The sequence below is a fragment of the Aureliella helgolandensis genome, from assembly GCF_007752135.1.
In the GTDB taxonomy this organism is placed as follows: domain Bacteria; phylum Planctomycetota; class Planctomycetia; order Pirellulales; family Pirellulaceae; genus Aureliella; species Aureliella helgolandensis.
Genome location: NZ_CP036298.1, coordinates 4985342 through 5003449, shown reverse-complemented (window position 1 = coordinate 5003449; position 18108 = coordinate 4985342). Strand labels below are relative to the sequence as shown.

Annotated in this window: 9 protein-coding genes; 7 read left to right on the top strand and 2 right to left on the bottom strand. The window is 57.5% G+C overall.

Annotated features, from left to right (window positions below):
• Nucleotides 1-5 precede the first annotated feature (5 nt).
• The gene (locus Q31a_RS17500) at nucleotides 6-3662 is read right to left on the bottom strand and encodes a DUF1553 domain-containing protein (RefSeq protein WP_145080629.1); all 3657 of its coding nucleotides are present in this window, start codon (nucleotides 3660-3662) and stop codon (nucleotides 6-8) included.
• A gap of 901 nt (nucleotides 3663-4563) precedes the next feature.
• Between Q31a_RS17500 and Q31a_RS17495 the strand changes: the two genes are divergently transcribed.
• The 3 genes from Q31a_RS17495 to Q31a_RS17485 all read left to right on the top strand — a co-directional run bounded on the left by Q31a_RS17495 (nucleotide 4564) and on the right by Q31a_RS17485 (nucleotide 7227).
• Nucleotides 4564-4974, top strand: coding sequence for a hypothetical protein (locus tag Q31a_RS17495; RefSeq protein ID WP_145080627.1), 411 nt, complete (start codon nucleotides 4564-4566; stop codon nucleotides 4972-4974).
• Between the two features lie 172 nt (nucleotides 4975-5146).
• Complete coding sequence (locus tag Q31a_RS17490; RefSeq protein ID WP_145080624.1) at nucleotides 5147-5860, top strand: lysoplasmalogenase; 714 nt, start codon at nucleotides 5147-5149, stop codon at nucleotides 5858-5860.
• A gap of 284 nt (nucleotides 5861-6144) precedes the next feature.
• Nucleotides 6145-7227: an amidohydrolase family protein gene (locus Q31a_RS17485; RefSeq protein WP_145080621.1), complete on the top strand. Its 1083-nt coding sequence runs from the start codon at nucleotides 6145-6147 to the stop codon at nucleotides 7225-7227.
• Between the two features lie 183 nt (nucleotides 7228-7410).
• On the opposite strand, the gene Q31a_RS17480 is transcribed toward Q31a_RS17485, so the two are convergent.
• Nucleotides 7411-12381 carry a DUF7133 domain-containing protein gene (locus Q31a_RS17480; RefSeq protein WP_145080618.1) on the bottom strand — a complete coding sequence of 1657 codons (4971 nt, stop codon included), beginning with the start codon at nucleotides 12379-12381 and terminating at the stop codon, nucleotides 7411-7413.
• A 924-nt stretch (nucleotides 12382-13305) separates the two neighbouring features.
• Here Q31a_RS17480 and Q31a_RS17475 point away from each other — a divergent pair.
• From Q31a_RS17475 to Q31a_RS17460, 4 genes are all read left to right on the top strand, one after another.
• Nucleotides 13306-14031: a nucleotidyl transferase family protein gene (locus Q31a_RS17475; protein WP_231690816.1), complete on the top strand. Its 726-nt coding sequence runs from the start codon at nucleotides 13306-13308 to the stop codon at nucleotides 14029-14031.
• Nucleotides 14032-14106: 75 nt separating this feature from the next.
• Nucleotides 14107-15324 (top strand): thioesterase, FlK family, encoded by a 1218-nt coding sequence (locus tag Q31a_RS17470; protein ID WP_145080615.1) that lies wholly within the window; start codon nucleotides 14107-14109, stop codon nucleotides 15322-15324.
• A 176-nt stretch (nucleotides 15325-15500) separates the two neighbouring features.
• A complete protein-coding gene (locus Q31a_RS17465; RefSeq protein WP_145080612.1) occupies nucleotides 15501-16661 on the top strand; it encodes an alpha/beta hydrolase in 1161 nt (386 codons plus the stop codon).
• A 35-nt stretch (nucleotides 16662-16696) separates the two neighbouring features.
• Nucleotides 16697-18076: a sulfatase-like hydrolase/transferase gene (locus Q31a_RS17460; protein ID WP_145080609.1), complete on the top strand. Its 1380-nt coding sequence runs from the start codon at nucleotides 16697-16699 to the stop codon at nucleotides 18074-18076.
• The last annotated feature ends 32 nt before the right edge of the window (nucleotides 18077-18108 follow it).

Genomic DNA, 18108 nt, shown 5'->3' with positions numbered 1-18108 from the left:
GTTATTTACCGGATGTAGAGCCATTCCGGTTGGTTCAGCGTGAGCCAGAGGAAGTCCTCCAATCGCTCACGCCATTCGGAAGTGAGCTTCCAGGTGGGCGGATCTCCGCGGCGGGCCATGGTCTCCAACTCCTGGGCCAGGGCGTTGGCGGGGCCGTCGAGATGAATCGACCAGGCGGTGTATTTCGGGCGGGTGCGTTTCACTCCCGAGAGATCCGGGGGGGCAGTGACGCGTCGCTCCTCATACCCAGGGCTGAGAAGTTCACGGGCGAATTCAAGTTCCGAGTCGGTCGGTTTGCGGGTCAGCAGACGCAGGTAGAGCGAGTTGATCAGCGAATCGAGCGACTGGTTTTTCACGGCGAGTTCGGTCGTCCCGTGGTCGTCGCTGAGACGCGTCGTCCAGCCGCTCATGGTGCCGTTGGAAAGGACGGCGGGTTGCAGTACGTTGGGATCGCTCTCCCGCAGAGTGACGGGCGACTGTCGCGATCCCCGCCAGCCAAACGACTCGAGCACGGTGGTCACGGCTTGGACACGGGGCAGCGACAGGCTGGGGCGGTCTCGCTCGTTGGCAGTGGAGGTCAGCATCCAGGCCCGGCGCGCTTTGCCGAGAGAACTCTGCCCGGAGATGCCATCGGCGTCGAAAGTGAGTTCTTCCACCTTAAATGGCTTGCCGGTAGAGGCGAACAGGGAGTCGACAATCTGCTCGGCCGTCATCCGACGCGGCGCCGGCCCGACGTAAAGCGCCTCGGTCTGCAGCAAATCGGGCAGACTACCGCGCTGGTAGGCGTGGGAAGCGAGGATCAGTCGTGACACCTCCTTGAGGCTGTAGCCGGAACGGACAAATTCGCGTCCTAACCAACTTAGCAACTCGGGATGGGTGGATTCCGATTTCTCCCAATCAGCTGGATTCTCGACCAGTCCACGGCCCATGAGTCTCTGCCAGATGCGGTTCGCCATCACTTGAGCGAAGCGTTCGTTTTGCGGCGCGGTGACCAGTGCCGCCAATTGATCGCGGGAATCCTTAGGGTTCTCCGCCAACTCCTGCGACGCTTCCTCACTGCAGAACTGGTCGAACGGCCAGACGGGCTGCACCTCGGTGCCGGGTTTCAGGGTGACTTGGATCAGCGGCGTGCGTCCTCCGGCACTGAGCATCTCGGTCGAGACGCTGCTGGTGGCAGGTACCTTGACTGGTTCTCGGGTTAGCATAGCCGCCAGTTGGAAAAGTTCTTCCTGTTTGGAGACGTGGGCCGGGGCATCGTGACAGCGGGCGCATTTCATTTCCACACCGAGAAAGGCCGAAGCGATGATGGCACCCTTCTCCGCCATCGGCGCATCATTCTGTCCGGCGACGGCGAAGCCCGCCGGTCCTCCTTTGTCTGAGCTGCCCCTCATGCGGATGAGCTGGGTCACGAAAGCGTCCATGGGTAGGTCGTCACGCAGCGCGTCGTAGATCCACCAGCGGAACGCGCCGGTGTTGTTGAGACTGCCAGAAATGATGACAGGGTTTTCCGCGAGGACATCGAGCCAGTAGCCCATCCAATGATCGGCCCAGCGTGAGTCGGCCAGCAAACGGTCGATGGCCTTGAGACGCCGGTCCTTGGACGTATCGCCGAGGAACTCGAGGATCTCTGCTTCCGAAGGCGGCACGCCAACGGTATCGAGAGTGACGCGGCGGAGGAAAGTCAGCTCATCGGTCAGTGGCGGAAGCTCGAGTGTGGTGACGTCGAACTCCGGCCAGTTCGCGCCCTGTTCGATCCACTTTTTCAGCAGTGCAACTTCTTCTGGCTTCATCCGATCGCCCTCGGGAGGCATTATTTCACCCTCGTCATCGGTGCTGATGCGATAGATCAACTCGCTCTTGTCTGGGGCACCTGGGACCACGGCGGGAAGCTCCGATTCACCGCCCTGTTGCGCTCCAGCGAGCGTGTCGAGGCGAAGATCGCCCTGGCTCTTGCCGCCTTGGTGGCAGTCGTAGCAGCGGGACTCAAGCAGTGGCTCAATGTCGTCGAAATATTGTGGACCTTCGCTGTGGCCGTTCTCATAGGCGGCCGCAACTTCGGCGATGCGGGCACCGATGAAATGATCGATAGCATTGTGTGCGGGCATGTTCTCGGGCAATGCCGGGACCTCGATCTCCGGCGTCGCGGCAAGCCAGGTTTCTACCGCCTCGCGGCGTTTCTCCCAGTAGGGATCCTGTGCGGCCCGCATGGCGAGGCGTTGCTCGGTGTTAATGCGCTCGAGATTAGCCCGTCGTTCCTTTTCGTAGGCGGCCCAGCCTTCGTCGGTGTAGGGAACGTGACGGTCCGTTGGAGACAACAGTTGCCAGGTTGCTTCGCCTTCCCGTGACCAGGCGGCGACTGTTTCGCCAAGACCGGGGCGAACCGTGCCGAAAATCGTCTCCAGCACCACGAGATGCGGTTTCTCTCCTGTCGACTCGAACTCGCACCATTCCTCACGGTTGCCAGGAGGGGCAAAACGGAAATCGGGACCGAGATTGAGATAGGTATCCTGTTCGGTGGTCAGATGATGGCCATTGAGGCTGGACGGCATTAGCGGCGTGTCGAGCACGGTCTTGCCGTCAACGATGAGCCTGGAGATGCCGCGCGCCCGCAACAGAAGACGGTGTTTTCCCTTCGGCAAAGTAACCAGGCCGGAAGCACGAAGAAAGGTATTGCCCGGAGGATTGCCCAGGACTCCACCGCTTTCATATTTCTTCGGCAGTTCAAAGAATCCGAAGGCCTCCTCGGTGAGAATCTCGGAGCTGGTAGGAAGGGTGTCCGGCCATTCGCGGCGGCCGGGCACGCCGCTGGTGCAAAGTTCAACCCGCACCTCGCCAGCTTTCACATCCTCGCGGGTGACCGGCGTTGGGGGAGGCACGATGGCGTAGCGCTCTTCGATCTCCTCGTTTTTCAGCACCCCGCGATGCAGAATGAGTGAGTCGATGCGCCCGCGGTAGAAAGCTTTGGCCTCGCCGCTGACTCCACCAATCCGCAGGTCACCGGGGCGTTGGACCGGGCCACGCTCGGTCGATTTCTCCCATTTGCCTGAAAATAATTGCATCCGCCCGTTCACAAAGAGCATCACGCTGGTGGGGTCACCGAAAGTGTAGGGGATGGCGATGTGATGCCAATCGAGGCCGGTCAAGTTGATGCTGCCGCTCCACCACTGGTGACGGACGGGAATGTCGTCGTCCTTTTCCGGCTCCGCAGCGAAACAGACGCCGACCCGCATCAAACTGGAACTGACACGCTCCACCGTCAAGGCGAAGTTGAGGTTGTCGTCGACTTGGCCGGCCCGGTCGGGATCGCCCTTGGCCAGCAAAAAGACGGGTTGTTTTTCCTTCAGATCTCCGGGTGAGATCCAGAAGTCGAAGGTCAGAGCCTCACCGTGTTTGAAACTGGGTGCCTCGTTTCCGGGAATGATCAGCGGTTTTTCGGAGACGAAGTCGGCGGCCAGGTTGGTCGCATGGAACAAAGGATGAAGCGGAGGACGTGGGCCAGCAACGGTATCGTGCCAGGAGCCAAACGCATCCTTGCCATCAAAGAGCCAAGTGGCCACGGGCTTTGCGGGAGGCAGGGAATTCTCGTTGGGAGCTGCCGCGTCGACAAACTGCAAACTGCACAATAGTAGGACAAGCACTTGGCTGTAAAAATATCGCTTCATTTCTTCATCTCATTTCGGGCCACTGCGCCCGCTACATTCGCGGAGCTTGCAAGGGCCAGTTTCGAACTGGTGAGGTGCTGAGTGCATTTTGTGGAACCAATTGGTGGAAACGTGTCCTTCACTAAGCTCGAGCCCCCACCATCGCTATCCATTTTGGGAGAGGTTTGCGTCGTCAGACACCCCCTCAAAAGCGTTCAAGGCGGCGTCCCGCCGGTTCGACCGCCCCAGTATTTCCTTACTGGGGCCCTCGCATCGAGTTTTCCAGATTTTCTTTACGTCATCGCATCCATATACACTCTCAGTAAACAATGGCAGATAACGGGGAAAGGTTACCTCTCCCCGTCCCGATTTCTGCTTCGCCCACGCCTACGGCAAGGGCATTTTAAGAACCCGGTGATGGTAGCTGCCAACAACATACAACTCTTGCCCGCGACCGACACTCAGTGAAGACGCTTCAACATGAATTTTCCATGTCCCAGAGCTCGCTTTTTGCCGCATTCGCAAACAAAGAGACCAGCCCCATTTGACCTCGGTCAGAATCTGCGAAACTTGAACTTACGGCCAGCGATCTGCGTCCTGGGCAGTTTTTACTTTTTTATCGGGGCGACCGACAAGTCCCGCTCGCCTCTACATCCCGCCCACGAATGGCGTGGGCGTTAAGAAGAAAGAAAATGCATAATCGCATCTGGTCCACGACAGCGTCCCTCCTTGGCAACTGTCTCTCCGCGGGCGTCGCCCACGCCCAGGAAGCGGCGGCGGTCGTCATGACGGAGCCGGTGAACCTGGCCACGGGTTGCGGCGCGAAGTCGAGCGGCGAGGGAGTCCACGGGGGAACACCAACTCGGATCTGCCGGACGTCGCACGGGAGTTCCGCGGCGTTCATGAGGGAGGATGAGGGAGGATGAGGGAGGATGAGGGCGGGACGGTCGTCATCCACCTGATCCGAATCCGCAACGGCCTGTCCGAACGGCTCGCATCTATCCCGACGGAACGTTCGGGGAGCAACAGCGTTCAGGTCGTGTGCGACGCCGACCAGCAAGTGTGCGTCGTCGCGCCCGCGACCGAGTACACCGATGGCCAGGAGCGCGCCGTGCTCACGGCGTACTATGTCGACAGCGACACCGGCGCGACGACAGAGCACCGGGCGACGGTCCCCTTCGGACGCGGGAGCAGCGTCGGCTACGGCGTGGTTGAATGCCAAGTCGGGCCAGAAAAAGGGGCGCGAGCCTATTGGACATTTGTGGAAAAAGGTGTCGCGATTGTGCCCTCGATTGAGCACTTGATAACGATGAACGTCGACATAGGCTCGTGAAGGCCTCGGTATTTCCGGCTCATTCTTTCGATCTAGGGTATCGGAACCATCTTACCTAATTAACCTTTTTAGCTGCTGTCCCTTTTCTTGCCCCCGAGGCCGCAAAAGAGAAGACAAGAAAAGCAAAGCTGGATGAGATTATTTTTCCCAAAGGTGTAGTGCTGTAATCAATATGGATAAAACGTCATTGGATTGGCCCGGCCGGGCCGCGGTAATCCTGTATAGCATCCTCTTTGTTCTCGGACTGGCTGCCGCGATCTTTTATTTTAGTACCGGCAACAGCATCGTAGGACGAATATCAAAATCAATTCCGGTGTTGCTCATGGCCCTAGCATTGATCCCATTGATTGGTAAATCAACTTATATACGACTGGTCTTTCTCGGATTGGTTTTCGGAGCATCAGCAGATTTCCTGATAGACAGTTCTTTTCTTCTCGGACTCGTTGTCTTTCTTATTTCACACCTGGCGTATATCGCCGCGTTTTTTCAGGATACCCGGAGAGTGCAACTGTCCCGTGGCTTGCCGGCGTTTGCTTTTGGTGCATTCGTTTACATCGGAGTTATGATTGTTGGCTCTGTGGGGGCGCTGGCCGTTCCGGTGGGATTTTATTCCTTGGCAATCAGTGTGATGCTCTGGCGAGCTTCGGAGCGATTGGGGCTAACATCGATTCCACGACGGTCCGCCCTTGCCGGTTTTGTCGGCGCCATTCTCTTCATCCTCAGCGACAGCATTCTCGCTTATCGTCTCTTTGTCGGCCCGCTACCACTTGAGCAGATCAATGTAATGCTACCTTATTGGCTGGGACAACTCGGGATCGCCTTGTCGGCGATTTGGCATCTCCGCTCAGAGCCCACGGCCGACGCTCACCTTAGGCAGACGAGGTAGCGCGGTCGAGTTGTTTTTGCGATCATTTGTTTTAAGTTCGTGTTCTCGCAACGATGATGGGAGTGGGGGCCATGGCGAGAAAGAAAGCGACAGCGTTTTGTGGTTTGTTACCAAGCGATTCCCTTCCGCCGCTTTCTCGGTTGGCGCTGAACCCTACTCCGTTGTGATGATGCCAGACTGTTTTTTTGACGCACACACTGTAGGCGACCTCGCCATTGGGGCACCTCCGCATGGTGCGTGGATTGCGTATTCTGAACGAAACGAAACCATTCAGGAAAGCTGAAATGAATTCTTCAAACTCGCGAATCAACAGTGACACTGGCCAGCCATTGCTAACACCCTCTACAGCAGCGAATGCGCTCAGCACAGTTGGCCAATTACTTTCTCCTCAAGCAGACACCTCTTTCGAATATCTGACACGACGCGGATTTGTTCTGAGCACGGCTGCGCTGGGAACGACAGTGGTGTCCGAGTCTGCCACATGGGGAGCTGAGGCGAAAGAGGTGCCGATTCCTATCATCGATTCACACATCCATCTGTTCGACGGATCGCGACCGCAGGGCGCTCCGTATGTTGGTCCCGGCGGCAGCTCGCCCACCATTTCACTGCCCGATGACTATCGGAAACTGGCCGTTCCTCTGGGAATTACTGGAGCAATCAAGGTCGAAGCCAGTCCGTGGGTCGAAGACAACTTGTGGGCATTGCAGGTCATGCAGTCGGACGAAATGATGCTCGGGCTGGTCGGCAATCTGCAGCCGGAGAAACCGGACTTCCCCGAATTGCTCGTTCGCCACGCCAAGAATCCACTGTTTCGAGGCATTCGTCACGGTAACCTATGGGGCTATGATCTCACGAAGATGGTCAAGGACGATGCGTTCATGAAGGGCATGCGTTTGTTGTCCGAGCTGGATCTGTCACTGGATATTGCCAACCCGACGGTGCCGTTGCTGGAAGCCGTCGCGCAGCTCAACGACAGCGTGCCGGATTTGCGCATCATCATCGATCACCTGCCAAGTCTGGAACCGACGGTGGATACTCAGGCGGCTTACGACAACGTTCTGAAAGTTCTGCACAGTCGAAAGAACATCTTCGTCAAACTGTCAGCCGTAATCCATCGCATTGCAGGTAAGATCGTCAGAGATCTGGAGGTGCATCGTCCGCGACTGGATCGATTGATCGACGTGTTTGGAGATGACCGGATTCTCTTCGGCAGCGATTGGCCGAACAGCGACGGAGTGGCTCCGCTTGATCAGGTCGTGGGCATCGTGAAAGACTACTTTGCCGACAAGCCGCGAGAACTCCAGGAAAAGTACTTCTGGAAAAATTCCGTTACGGCTTACAAGTGGAAAGTAAAAAAGGACCGTTGACGAAGCCGCGCTGGAAGGAATCTTCCCAAGCTTCTCTGAAAGATCATCAGAGGGGGCTTTAGGGTGCAATCATTAGTGAAAATTCCCGACCAACTTCAATCGTCAAGAAAACCACGGATATTCCTCGCTAATGGGGCCTGCACAACACGCCTGAGTCACTTCTTGCGCAGCAACAGGTGCTCCTTACGGTTTGGCTGGCGGGGCGGTCTCGTTTAACTGGGACAAATCAATGGTCGCGGCATGGTTGGGCAATGGGTTGGTCTGTTCGTTCACGACCCAAAGGCGGCCGGAGTGGAGGAAGGCGCCATTATTCTCACCGCTTGTGACGATCGGTGGAATGGCCCTGTCGTCGCCGTCCTTTCCAGACACGACCATCTGAGCCCAGCCGTCTTGGGGTGAAACAAACTCGTGGACGGAGTAGTGCGTGTCGCTCGAGAAAATCACGTCCTGCCTCCCGTCGCCGTTGGTGTCGGCCAGGCGGAGACCGGCGTCGCGGCCTTGGGCATCGACAATTGTCGTACCAGCAGGCAATGCGTACGGCAGCTGCTCCCAGCGATCCATCTGCGTCGACCATGCGAACACGGCCCGCTGGGAATCGTTGCCCACCAGCAGTTCGCAGCAACCGTCGCCATCAATATCTCGCAGTCGCACGCCCCGGTCGTGGCCATCCTCGCCGGTTAGCACTGGCTGACCGTCTAAGTCGAGCCCTTTTAGGCGTTGTGGTTGTTCGACCCACCTCTCACCGTCGAATCGCCACGCGCCGGCCTGTCGGCCGTTTCGCACGATTGCGGTTGGCAACCCGTCGTCATCCAGAATGCCGAAACGCACGCCAGCGTCGCGCGCAGCATTGTCGACTAGACGCAACGGAAAGTCGATCTCGCGCCAACTGCTGGTTTCTGGAGACCAGAGACGGGTTAGCTGCGCTTGCTCGTTTCCAATCACGACGTCAAGCACTCCGTCATGGTTCACATCCAGCAGACGAACGCCATTGTCTTCACCCTTCGCCGAACGCAATGGATGACCGGCCAGCAGCGTGCGGTTGAGCCGCTCCTGTACGTCGCGCATCGTCAGAAACTTGATGCGGCGGCCATACTTGCTCGTCGCATAGTCGATCACCTCGATAATCTGCTCAGGCGTGCATTTGCCGTAAGGATGGAACAACAACGTGCACAGCCCCTGTTTCACGACGGCACCATCGACACCCTTTTTCCATTCCTCGACGATGCGGTGCCCGTAGTGCTGCGCGTAAAAGTCCGCCTGATGGTCGCCTGGCGCGTGGCAGGGGATTTCCCATATCTGGCGGCCAACGACATAGGGATAAGGGTAATTCGTAACGTAGTTGGCATACTCGTAGCCGGTCTTTCCCAGGATTTTGACGTTGCCCTTGATGAACTTGAGAAACCGGTCGCGTCCCCCTTCGTCCAGCACGATATCCCGGGGCAACGACGGATCGTCCTTAGTGAACAAGTGATGCACCGTGGAACTCATCGACAGAAAATTGCCCTCAGGCGTGGTTTTCGCCAAGATTTCGCTGTACAGCCGAGGACTATTGGAATTCAATACATCGCAGCAGGGTGAACGAAACGCCACCGGTCGATTGTGCGGTATTTTCGCAATCAGATCGGTGCAATCGTCGATCGTCGTGCGGATTTTTTCAAGATCACCAAAGCCGAACAGCGGGCAAGGATGATCCATGGTATGCACCTCCAGCGATAGCCCCTCGCTAAGCCAGCGTTCCAACTGCGGATCCCCCGGCTTCGCTGAGCAGGTGAAAATGCTGAGCGGGGCCCGGCCGTCAATCTTCTTGAGCCGGTCCAGGACGGGACGCAGGAACCGTTCATACTGCTGCGTGTCGCGGAGGTCGTCGATCGACAGAATGACGACGCACTCGACCTCTTCTTCGTCGACCCACATCGGCGTCGTCAGCTTGGGGAACTGGTGCGACACATAGTAAGGGTCGACGTCATCGAGGTAGTTCAGGCGGTTGGCGCCCGTCGACTTCAGCGTGGCGAGATATGCCACGAGATCGGCAATCTGCTCGGCCGTAAAGGCCTCGCCCATGGGCGGCATGCTGGAGATCGGCGACGCGACGCGCTCGACGATCTCGTCAACGTCGATGGCGACGGACCCGCCGCTCACCGGTGCGACGACGAGCTGGCCCTCGTCTTCGGAGACAAACGTTCCGGAGACGATCTCTCCCGACTCAGTCACAACGACGAGGGTCTCGAACCCCTTGGCGATCTCCGCGCTTGGATCGACGAGCGATTGCAACAGGTGCTCCGTCGTGGCACGCGAACCAACGACGGTCAGATCGGGGCCGACGAATCCGCCGCCGGTATCGCCGATTTTGTGACACGCGTTGCATCGCACCTTGACGTTCCGGTGGAATAGTTCGCGGCCGCGCTCCGCATCGCCTTGGTCTAGCACGGGGCGATAGCGATCGAGCGGATCGACTTCCTCCGCTGGCGTTTCGAGCGCTGCGGCTTGGGGAGCGAGCAATTCCTCCACCGTCCAGGGCGTCTTGCGGTCGCGGGTTGCCTGGCGAATCGAGGCCACCCAATCGGGCGTTACCGGGCTGCCGAAGTTATCCCAATTGCGACGCACGTAGGTCAACACGCCCGCCAACCGCTCGTCGTTCATGATGGGGCTGTGCCCGAGTCCCGGCATCGCCATATTCCAATCCTGATCGCCGACCTTCACTGGGCCGTGCAGTCCGTGCAGGACAATCCTTGCGAGGCGCTGGGGGTCGCCGCTGACCCACTCGGACTCGGCCAGCGGCGGCGCTTGGCCCGCCATGCCCCGTCCGTCGGCCTTGTGGCAAGCGTGGCAGGTGGCTTTGTAGACCGCGTCGCCCAAGTTATAGAGCGCTTCCTGCTCGGAGGTGAGCGGTTTTAGGACTGGTCGTTGGGGATGTTCATTCGTATCTCCCCGCCAGGTGACGATCCGCTGAAGCTGCTCGCCGTACTTGTTCCGCGTTGGCCGCGAGGAACCGACGAGCAAGTCGAGCAGCGCGGGCCGCTGGGCCAATGCAATCGGCACGGGCCATTTGCTGAGGCTGAGCCGCGAAGTCACCACGCCAGCCATGATGGCGTCCGTCTGCCAGGGTGTCTTGGCATCGACGCCCGCGGCCAGTTCGAGCAACCGGCCGACCCGCTCGGGCTGGCCCTCGTCGGTGGTGGCCATTGCCAAGGTGTCGATGATTTGGTGTTGCGACTCCATTGTCTCGGTCCAGCCCGGGTGTTTCATCAGACGCGCGGCAAATTCCAGTTCGTGCCCAGCCAGTCCGCTGAGCGCGGCCGTGCGAATCAAGGCCGACGGCGCGGCAACCACGTTTTCAGCCATTTGACGTTCCACCTGATCTTGCAAGGTCCCGTCTGCATCTGCGGCCGCGGATTGCATTGCTTCACCTAACGTGAAGAGCAATTGCAAACGCACTCCCTCCGGATCGTCGGAGAAAGTTGTTTGTTTGAGCCGAGCCAACGTCGCGGCAGCCTGGTGATCGTCGAGGAATCGCTCGCTCAGTCGAATCGCGGACATGCGCACCCATTGATTTTTGTCGGCCAGCGCGGCGCTGACCGTTTCCCAATCGAGTCGTCCGATACCTTCGAGCGTCCACAGCGCATGGATACGCGCCAGGTGGCTTGCCCCATTTTGCGCCAACGCGCGCAGCGCGCCTGCCGCGTCGACGGCCTGGCGCTCGACCAATAGTCGCTGTGCCGTATCACGCCACCAGCCATTGGGATGCGAAAGATGCTCGACCAACTCCAGCGATTTCTGCTGGGACATCTTCGGCGGTGGGCCGAGTGGTTTGCCCTCGTGGACGATGCGATAAATGCGCCCCCGGCCGAGTGGTTTGTCGAGGCCCCGCGAGAGGATCTGATTCCGCAGGTAGGGCATCATGAAAATCACGTGTTCAATGATGCCGCGATACAGATCGCAAACATAAATCGCCCCATCCGGTCCGGTGCGACTGCACACTGGTCGAAAGCGTTCGTCGGTCGAAGCCAACAGTTCTCGCTTGCCAAAGGCGTTCTGCGCTGTGAGATGCACGCCGTTCTCGGTGATCTTCGCCAGACGCACTAGGTTGCCGGCGGCTTCGGGGATCACGGCGCTGCCGTAATACTCGGCGGGAAATTGATCGCCGCGGTAAATGGAAGGCCCGCAGGCGATGGTAAAGGTCCGCAGGGTGCCATCGTCGCGCAGTTCGTTGGCGCCGAGGGTAATCCCTGGCGTGACGCGTATGGGAAACACCTCGCGGTCTTGAGCCGCAATGTTAACATTGAGGCCTTCGCTCAATCCGAGATGGTTGTTGCGGCTCAGATATTCCGCCGGAAACAAATCGCCGTGCAACGGACTGTTCTCATAGTTGTAAAACAGCCGGCCATAGTCGTCCTGCGTGATTCCCCATTGGCCGCGGTAACGCGTCGGTTCTTCGATTAGCTTGCCATCGGTGAACTTGTGCCGCTGCGTCGCATTGGCCGAGTACATCCAATTGTCCAGGGCGTGCATCAGGCCGTTTTCGGTGTGCTCGGGATTGCCAGGCCGACCGTACTGAGCGACCAGCGTCTTACGGTCGCACTTCAGATCGCCGTTGGTGTCCTGGCAGTACCAAAGGTTCGGTGGTTCGGCCACAAGCACGCCCCCTTGTACGAACGAAATGGCCCGCGGCATCACTAGATTGTCGAGAAATACGGTCGACTTATCCATGATCGTATCGCCATCGGTGTCTTCCAGCACGACAACTTTGCCGATCGGATCGCCTTCGCCTTTGCCGTCGATGTCCAGCATCCAACCGCGAAATTCTACTGCCCAAATCCGCCCGTCCGGGTCGAACTCAAACGTCACCGGATCGACAACCAACGGTTCGGAGGCGATGCATTGCAGGCGAAAGCCGGGCGCGACCTTGAATGACTTAAGAGCTTCCTCCGGCGAAAGGGCCGGTGCGGGCGGGATCTCAATCCGCTTCCACATTTCGTCGGCGGGGAATGGGTCGTAAGGCGTCAGCGATTGCTCGCGATAGGTAATCCGCCGCTCCTCGGGAATCGACTGAGCGAAGAGCGAACAGGATGCGATGCACCCTAACGCCAGCGACAGCATGGCAATGTGACGCTTTCGACTTCGAGCAAACGGAATGTACAAATCGATTGTCGCCATGCGTGCGTTTCTCCTGATAGGTAGACTTCTGTTTCTCCGAGTCCGCAGTAGAACAGCAAGGCAATCGGAGGCAATATTGTATCACACTGACTCCACGCTCAATTGTCCGAGGCGGCTTGTAGATCCCAGATCAGGCCATAAACAATATCTGCCTAGAGCATCTGCCTAGAGCATCTGCCTAGACCGCAGATGGCAACCCTCAACCAGGTGTGCGTCAGTCTTCGATGTATGGTGCGCATCGGCCAATCGCATCGCTCAGAGGGAATCGTTCGCCGATTGTTACGGAAATCGTAGGCCCTAAAGTTTCTAGCCCAATTTCCTCGTCGCCGGCTTGCCCTTCCCTTCAGTTTCTCCGTCGCTGTTGGGGGAGCAATTTGTGGGATCAACGCGTCAGTCCCAATTGCCGAGTATTCACCGTGGCCTGTGTGATCCTCAACGAGTTTGGCCAGGCGTGCGTGGCGAGCCTCGCTTAGGTGCGATTCATTGTAAAGGTGGAATTGCGTGCCAGCTGTGAGGAGGCGTGCCCGGCCATTTTCGAGGAGCTGTGTTTTAAGAGCTGTGTTCAAAGATCAGTGGTCGCTTTGTCGCAATTGACGCAGCGAGAACGAAGCACACGTGCCGCACCCCGGTCTTGAACTGCGTCGTGCCCAAACGCCTCCATGTCCGCTCAGGAGCAAGAGCTGCTTGGCATCAAGCGGCGTCGCAATCCTGATAAGTTCGTCTGCCCCCGATGTGAGAAAGCCGTATTGCAACGTGCTTGCTAAGCAAATCCTGGTTCATGTCTTCCGGCTGCCAGCAATCATTGCGACCCAATAATCCGCTATAGTGTTAGTTGTGATCTTTCCTCCCAAAAGAATTTGAAAATCAAATCAATTTTCGACCTGCCGCTAAAAGTCTCGAAGAACCTCAAATAAAGGCGTTGCAATGAAGTTGTTCTTAGCTGGTTTGTATGCGGTGAGCTTGTTGTGGGTACCCGTTGGAAGTGCGTTGGCTGCTGATGGAGTACGGACGTTGATTTTCGAAGATGACTTCGAACGCGCCGAATCACAAGAACTGCGAGATGAAGTTGGCCAGGGCTGGGGGACCAATAGTAAGAGCAGGGCTGCGGGGAATAAGCAGGTCGATCTCAAAGAGGGAGCCCTGCATATTTATATTCATGAGGCAGCGGACCATGCCGTTTCGGTGACCCATGCAGCTGAGTTTACCAATGGAACGGTCGAGTTGCGATTTAAACTTGAGCATCCCCAAGATAGCTTAGGCCTCAATTTTGCGGATCCCAACTTCAAGCCTGTGCACGCGGGGCATCTGTGCATGGCGAAAATTGGAACTAAGTATGTCGAGTTGTCGGACCTGAAAACTGGCGTAATGGATTTGAAAACGCGGGAATTGCGACTCGCTAAGCAGGTGCCAGCTTCCCTGGAGGACGAGCTGAAAACGAAAAAACGTCGTGTCGCGAATGAGCTGGAGCTTGGGAAGTGGTACACATTGTCGGTAACCATTTCCGGCGAGACGCTCGGCGCCTCGATTGATGGAAAAGAGGTGGCATCCTTTGCCTCGCCCGGTATCGCTCATCCTACCAAACGTATGCTACGGCTGTCGGTTCCCCAACGAGTGGTCATCGACGACTTGAAAATCTATTCCACCAAATAGCTGACGACGCGAGGTTGGATTAGGATGGGGGCTTGGTAGATATCAATTCAGCTCGCGATTGAATGAAATTCTTGAATGAAATCTGGTTTGACAGTGGGAGCAACGGGCCGGCTGACATGGTCCGTCGATGCTTCGATGGTGATCACGTTGGGCGGCGATTCTCGTGCCACCGTTTTCTCCACTCCGAATATGATCATGTTGATGGAGCGGGCGGCGCGTGAGGCCTTGCGGGATTATCTAGAGCCGGGGGAAGAGTCGGTAGGCATTGAGGTCAACATTCGGCACACGGGTGGTGCGCCCCTGGGGGCGACTGTGCAGGGAATCGCGAAAGTGACCGTGAGGGACGGTCGACGCGTGGAGTTTGATGTCGAAGCCTGGGCTGGTGATCAGCAGATCGGCCATGGAACGCATTCGCGAGCCATCGTCCAGGTAAGCCGGATTATTGAAAACCTCGAGAAGCAGGCTGGTCAGGAGCCAAGGGCCATGAATCTAACTCCCAATACTGATGCGCTGCCTGTATTGGAAACTGTGTTGGTCGAGCTTTCGGGGAAGGTCGCAACCGTCAAATTGAATCGTCCGAAGGCGCTCAATGCAGTGAATGTGCAGATGACCGATGATCTGGAACGCTTGGTTGCCTGGCTGTTGGGCCATCCGCAGCAGGTGCGAGTCGTGTTGCTGACCGGTACGGGGGAGGCGTTTTGTGCGGGAGATGACGTCAAGGAGTTGCGGGAGCTACCGCCAGACACAGCCCGTCAGCTCAGCCTGCGCCAAGCCGAGTTGTACCTCGCTTTTGAGAGAGTCCCGCAGACGATCATCGCACTAATCAACGGCGATGCGTTTGGAGGAGGCTGTGTGGCTGCGTACTCGGCTGACATGCGGATTGCAACGCATGCGGCTCGGTTCGCGATGCCCGAAATTCGCTTGGGGTGGCCGCCCGGTTATGGGGTTGCCCAGCTCACGGCCTTGGTCGGGAAATCTCGAGCCTTGGAGATGTGCTTGTTAGGCGAGCCCATCCCAGCGGCCAAAGCGCTGGAGTGGGGGCTCATCAATGAGGTTGTGCCGGGTGCGAGCTTGCACCGTCGGGGAGAGCTGCTGGCTCAGAAACTCTTGCAGATGCCAGCGGAAGCGTTGCGGGAAACCAAGCGTTTGGTCCATCTCGATGAGGGTGCGCAGCCGAAGGTAGCGCATCGCGCCGACACCGAGGCATACCTCCGCTGCTTGAAATTGCCCGATGCTCAGGAGGGGCTGTTGGCGTTTGCCGAGAAGAGGTCTCCCCGATTTGATGGTCGCTAAAAGTGAGGGGTGTTCGCTGGCTTCGTCCGACCCGGTATTCGTCGCGCCGAGTGCTGTGTTAGGATGTCGGGGGGATGGATCGAGAATCAAATCGCCCCCTGTTGGCGTCCCCTTTCCTACCAATTGCCGTCCTCCCGCCTGAACCTACTTCTCCCCCTGCTTATTGGGTACTCGAAATGAAACTGCTCCCGAGAACTGTGTTTGCCAATACTGCGACAAGTGTTGCACGCACGATTTCCCTGCTTTCCCCCGGTCGCCTACGTCCGTTCCAGCGACTCACGCGTGTTGTTTCTTGCGGGGCGCAGTCCATACTGTGTGGGCTCCTGGCGGCCCTGGTTAGCATCCCAAGCGTATTGGCTGAGGAAACCTACCAGGAATCGCCGGGGCAAGAGGGCAATGGTGATTGGGTCGTCGGTCCTGAATATGCAATCGATCCCGACTTAACTGACCTAGGAAATCCCAAGGGCAAGAGTTTTGAATTTTCTCTGCGACTTGCGGACAGCAAGATCTTTGACGGCCAGGACGCGACGCTCGATCCTAAGAAGAAGGTTCGCGATGAACGTCGAGTTTGGGTTTACGTGCCTGCCGCCTATCAAGATGGCACTCCCGCTCCACTGTTGGTGACCCTCGACGGCCCCAGCCGCTTGGACCTCGTTCGCCATGCGCTCGACAATCTGACGATATCCCAAGATCCACAGCGGAAGCTACCCGCGTTCATTGCAATCGCGGTTCAAAACGGGGGGGACGACAGCAAGGGAAGTCAGCGTGGGCTTGAATATGACACGATGTCTGATCGTTTTGCGAGATTGATCAACGAGGAAGTGCTGCCTGCGGTTTTAAGCCAGCCCGACATCAAAGCGGCGTATCCGAACATTGCGTTCACCGACAATCCCTGGGGGAAAGCGGTCATGGGGTGCAGTTCCGGAGGCGCCGCCGCACTGACGATGGGATGGTTTCGGCCCGACCTCTTTCGTCGGTTAATCACCTATTCTGGAACCTTTGTAGATCAGCAAGATGATGATGCGGCCGAAGAGGCAGAGTATCCGTTAGGTGCTTGGGAATATCATTCAAGCCTCAAGCTGATTGAGAATTCGGAAACGAAGCCGCTACGTATTTTTACCCACGTTTCGGAACATGACAATCGCGCGCGAGATCCCGAGGAAACCTACCATAACTGGGTCATGGCGAATCGGCGAACGGCCGCGGCCCTCAAATCTAAAGGCTACAATTATCGGTTCGTGTTTAGCCAATCCACCAAGCACTGCGACAAGCAGGTGTTTGAATTAACGTTAGCGGATACGCTGGTGTGGATGTGGCGCGGCTATCACGCAGACTGAAGTTTTACGGGGACTAGTCCCCGAAGCCGTTTCGAATGGATGGACTGGAGCTGATGATGCGAGTTCGCATGGGTAGACTTGGTGGGATGTTCTTGGCGTTAGCCGCGGTTGTGCTAGGGAGCGAGGCCCTGGCCGCCGATCGTCCCAATGTTTTAATGATCTACACGGATGACCAAGGAACCTTGGATGCCAATTGCTACGGTTCCACCGATCTCGTAACGCCCAATTTTGATCGTCTGGCAGATACGGGAATTCGATTCACCCAGATGTATGCCCCGTCGGCGATCTGCTCGGCTTCGCGGGCTGGATTATTGACTGGACGCTATCCAGCCCGAGCGGGAGTGCCTAGCAATGTCTCGTCGGAGAAGGGGCAAGCAGGCATGCCAGCCAGTGAGATTACCATTGCTGAGGTGATGCAGCAGAACGGTTATCGAACGGGGCATGTGGGCAAATGGCATTTGGGGTACACGCCGCCAACGATGCCCAACGCGCAGGGGTTTGCATCCTCGTTTGGGCATATGGGGGGCTGCATCGATAACTACTCCTATTTCTTCTACTGGAACGGCCCCAACCGGCATGACCTGTGGCGCGATGGCAAAGAAATCTGGTTGGATGGAACCTACTTCGGTGATGCAATGGTTGATGAATGTCGGCGGTTGATTAACGAAAGTGAGCAGGAGCCGTTTTTCATATACTGGGCGATCAACTGGCCCCATTATCCCATGCAAGGAACTGCCAAGTGGCGGGAGCATTATGCCGATTTACCGAGTCCACGCGACAAGTACGCGGCGTTTGTGAGTTCCTTGGATGAACGCATTGGTCTTATTGTGGACCATCTCGAACGAACGGGTAAACGCGACAATACGATCCTAGTGCTGCAATCCGATCACGGACATTCGGTGGAGGAACGCGCGTTTTTCGGCGGGGGCAACCCCGGTCCATACCGTGGTGCGAAAGGATGTTTGTTTGAGGGTGGAATCCGTGTGCCAGCAATCGTTTCTTGGCCCTCTAAATTGCCGCAAGGTGAGGTTCGCGACCAAATGGCAGTGGGGTGCGATTGGTTGCCAACACTAGTTGAATTGGCCGGTTTGGACATGCCCGCCCATCATTTGGATGGTAAAAGTCTTGTGCCGGTTTTAGAGGATCCCCAGGCACCAACGCAACACAAGAGCTTGTACTGGCAACTGGGCAGTGGGAAGCGACCGCAGTGGGTTGTCCGCAAGGGGCCTTGGAAGCTGCTAGGAAATCCAACGGATCGACGTGAACCGAAATCGCTGACAGATCACGATCAGTTGTTCCTAGCGAATCTCGAGATGGACGAAACCGAATCCGAAAATTTAGCGACTCAGTATCCAGACATCCTTGCCGAGTTGGTGGAATTGCAGCAGGGCTACGCGACCGGTTTGGAGCCTTAGTGGCGTGTCGAAATCACCTTGTGCGGGGGGGC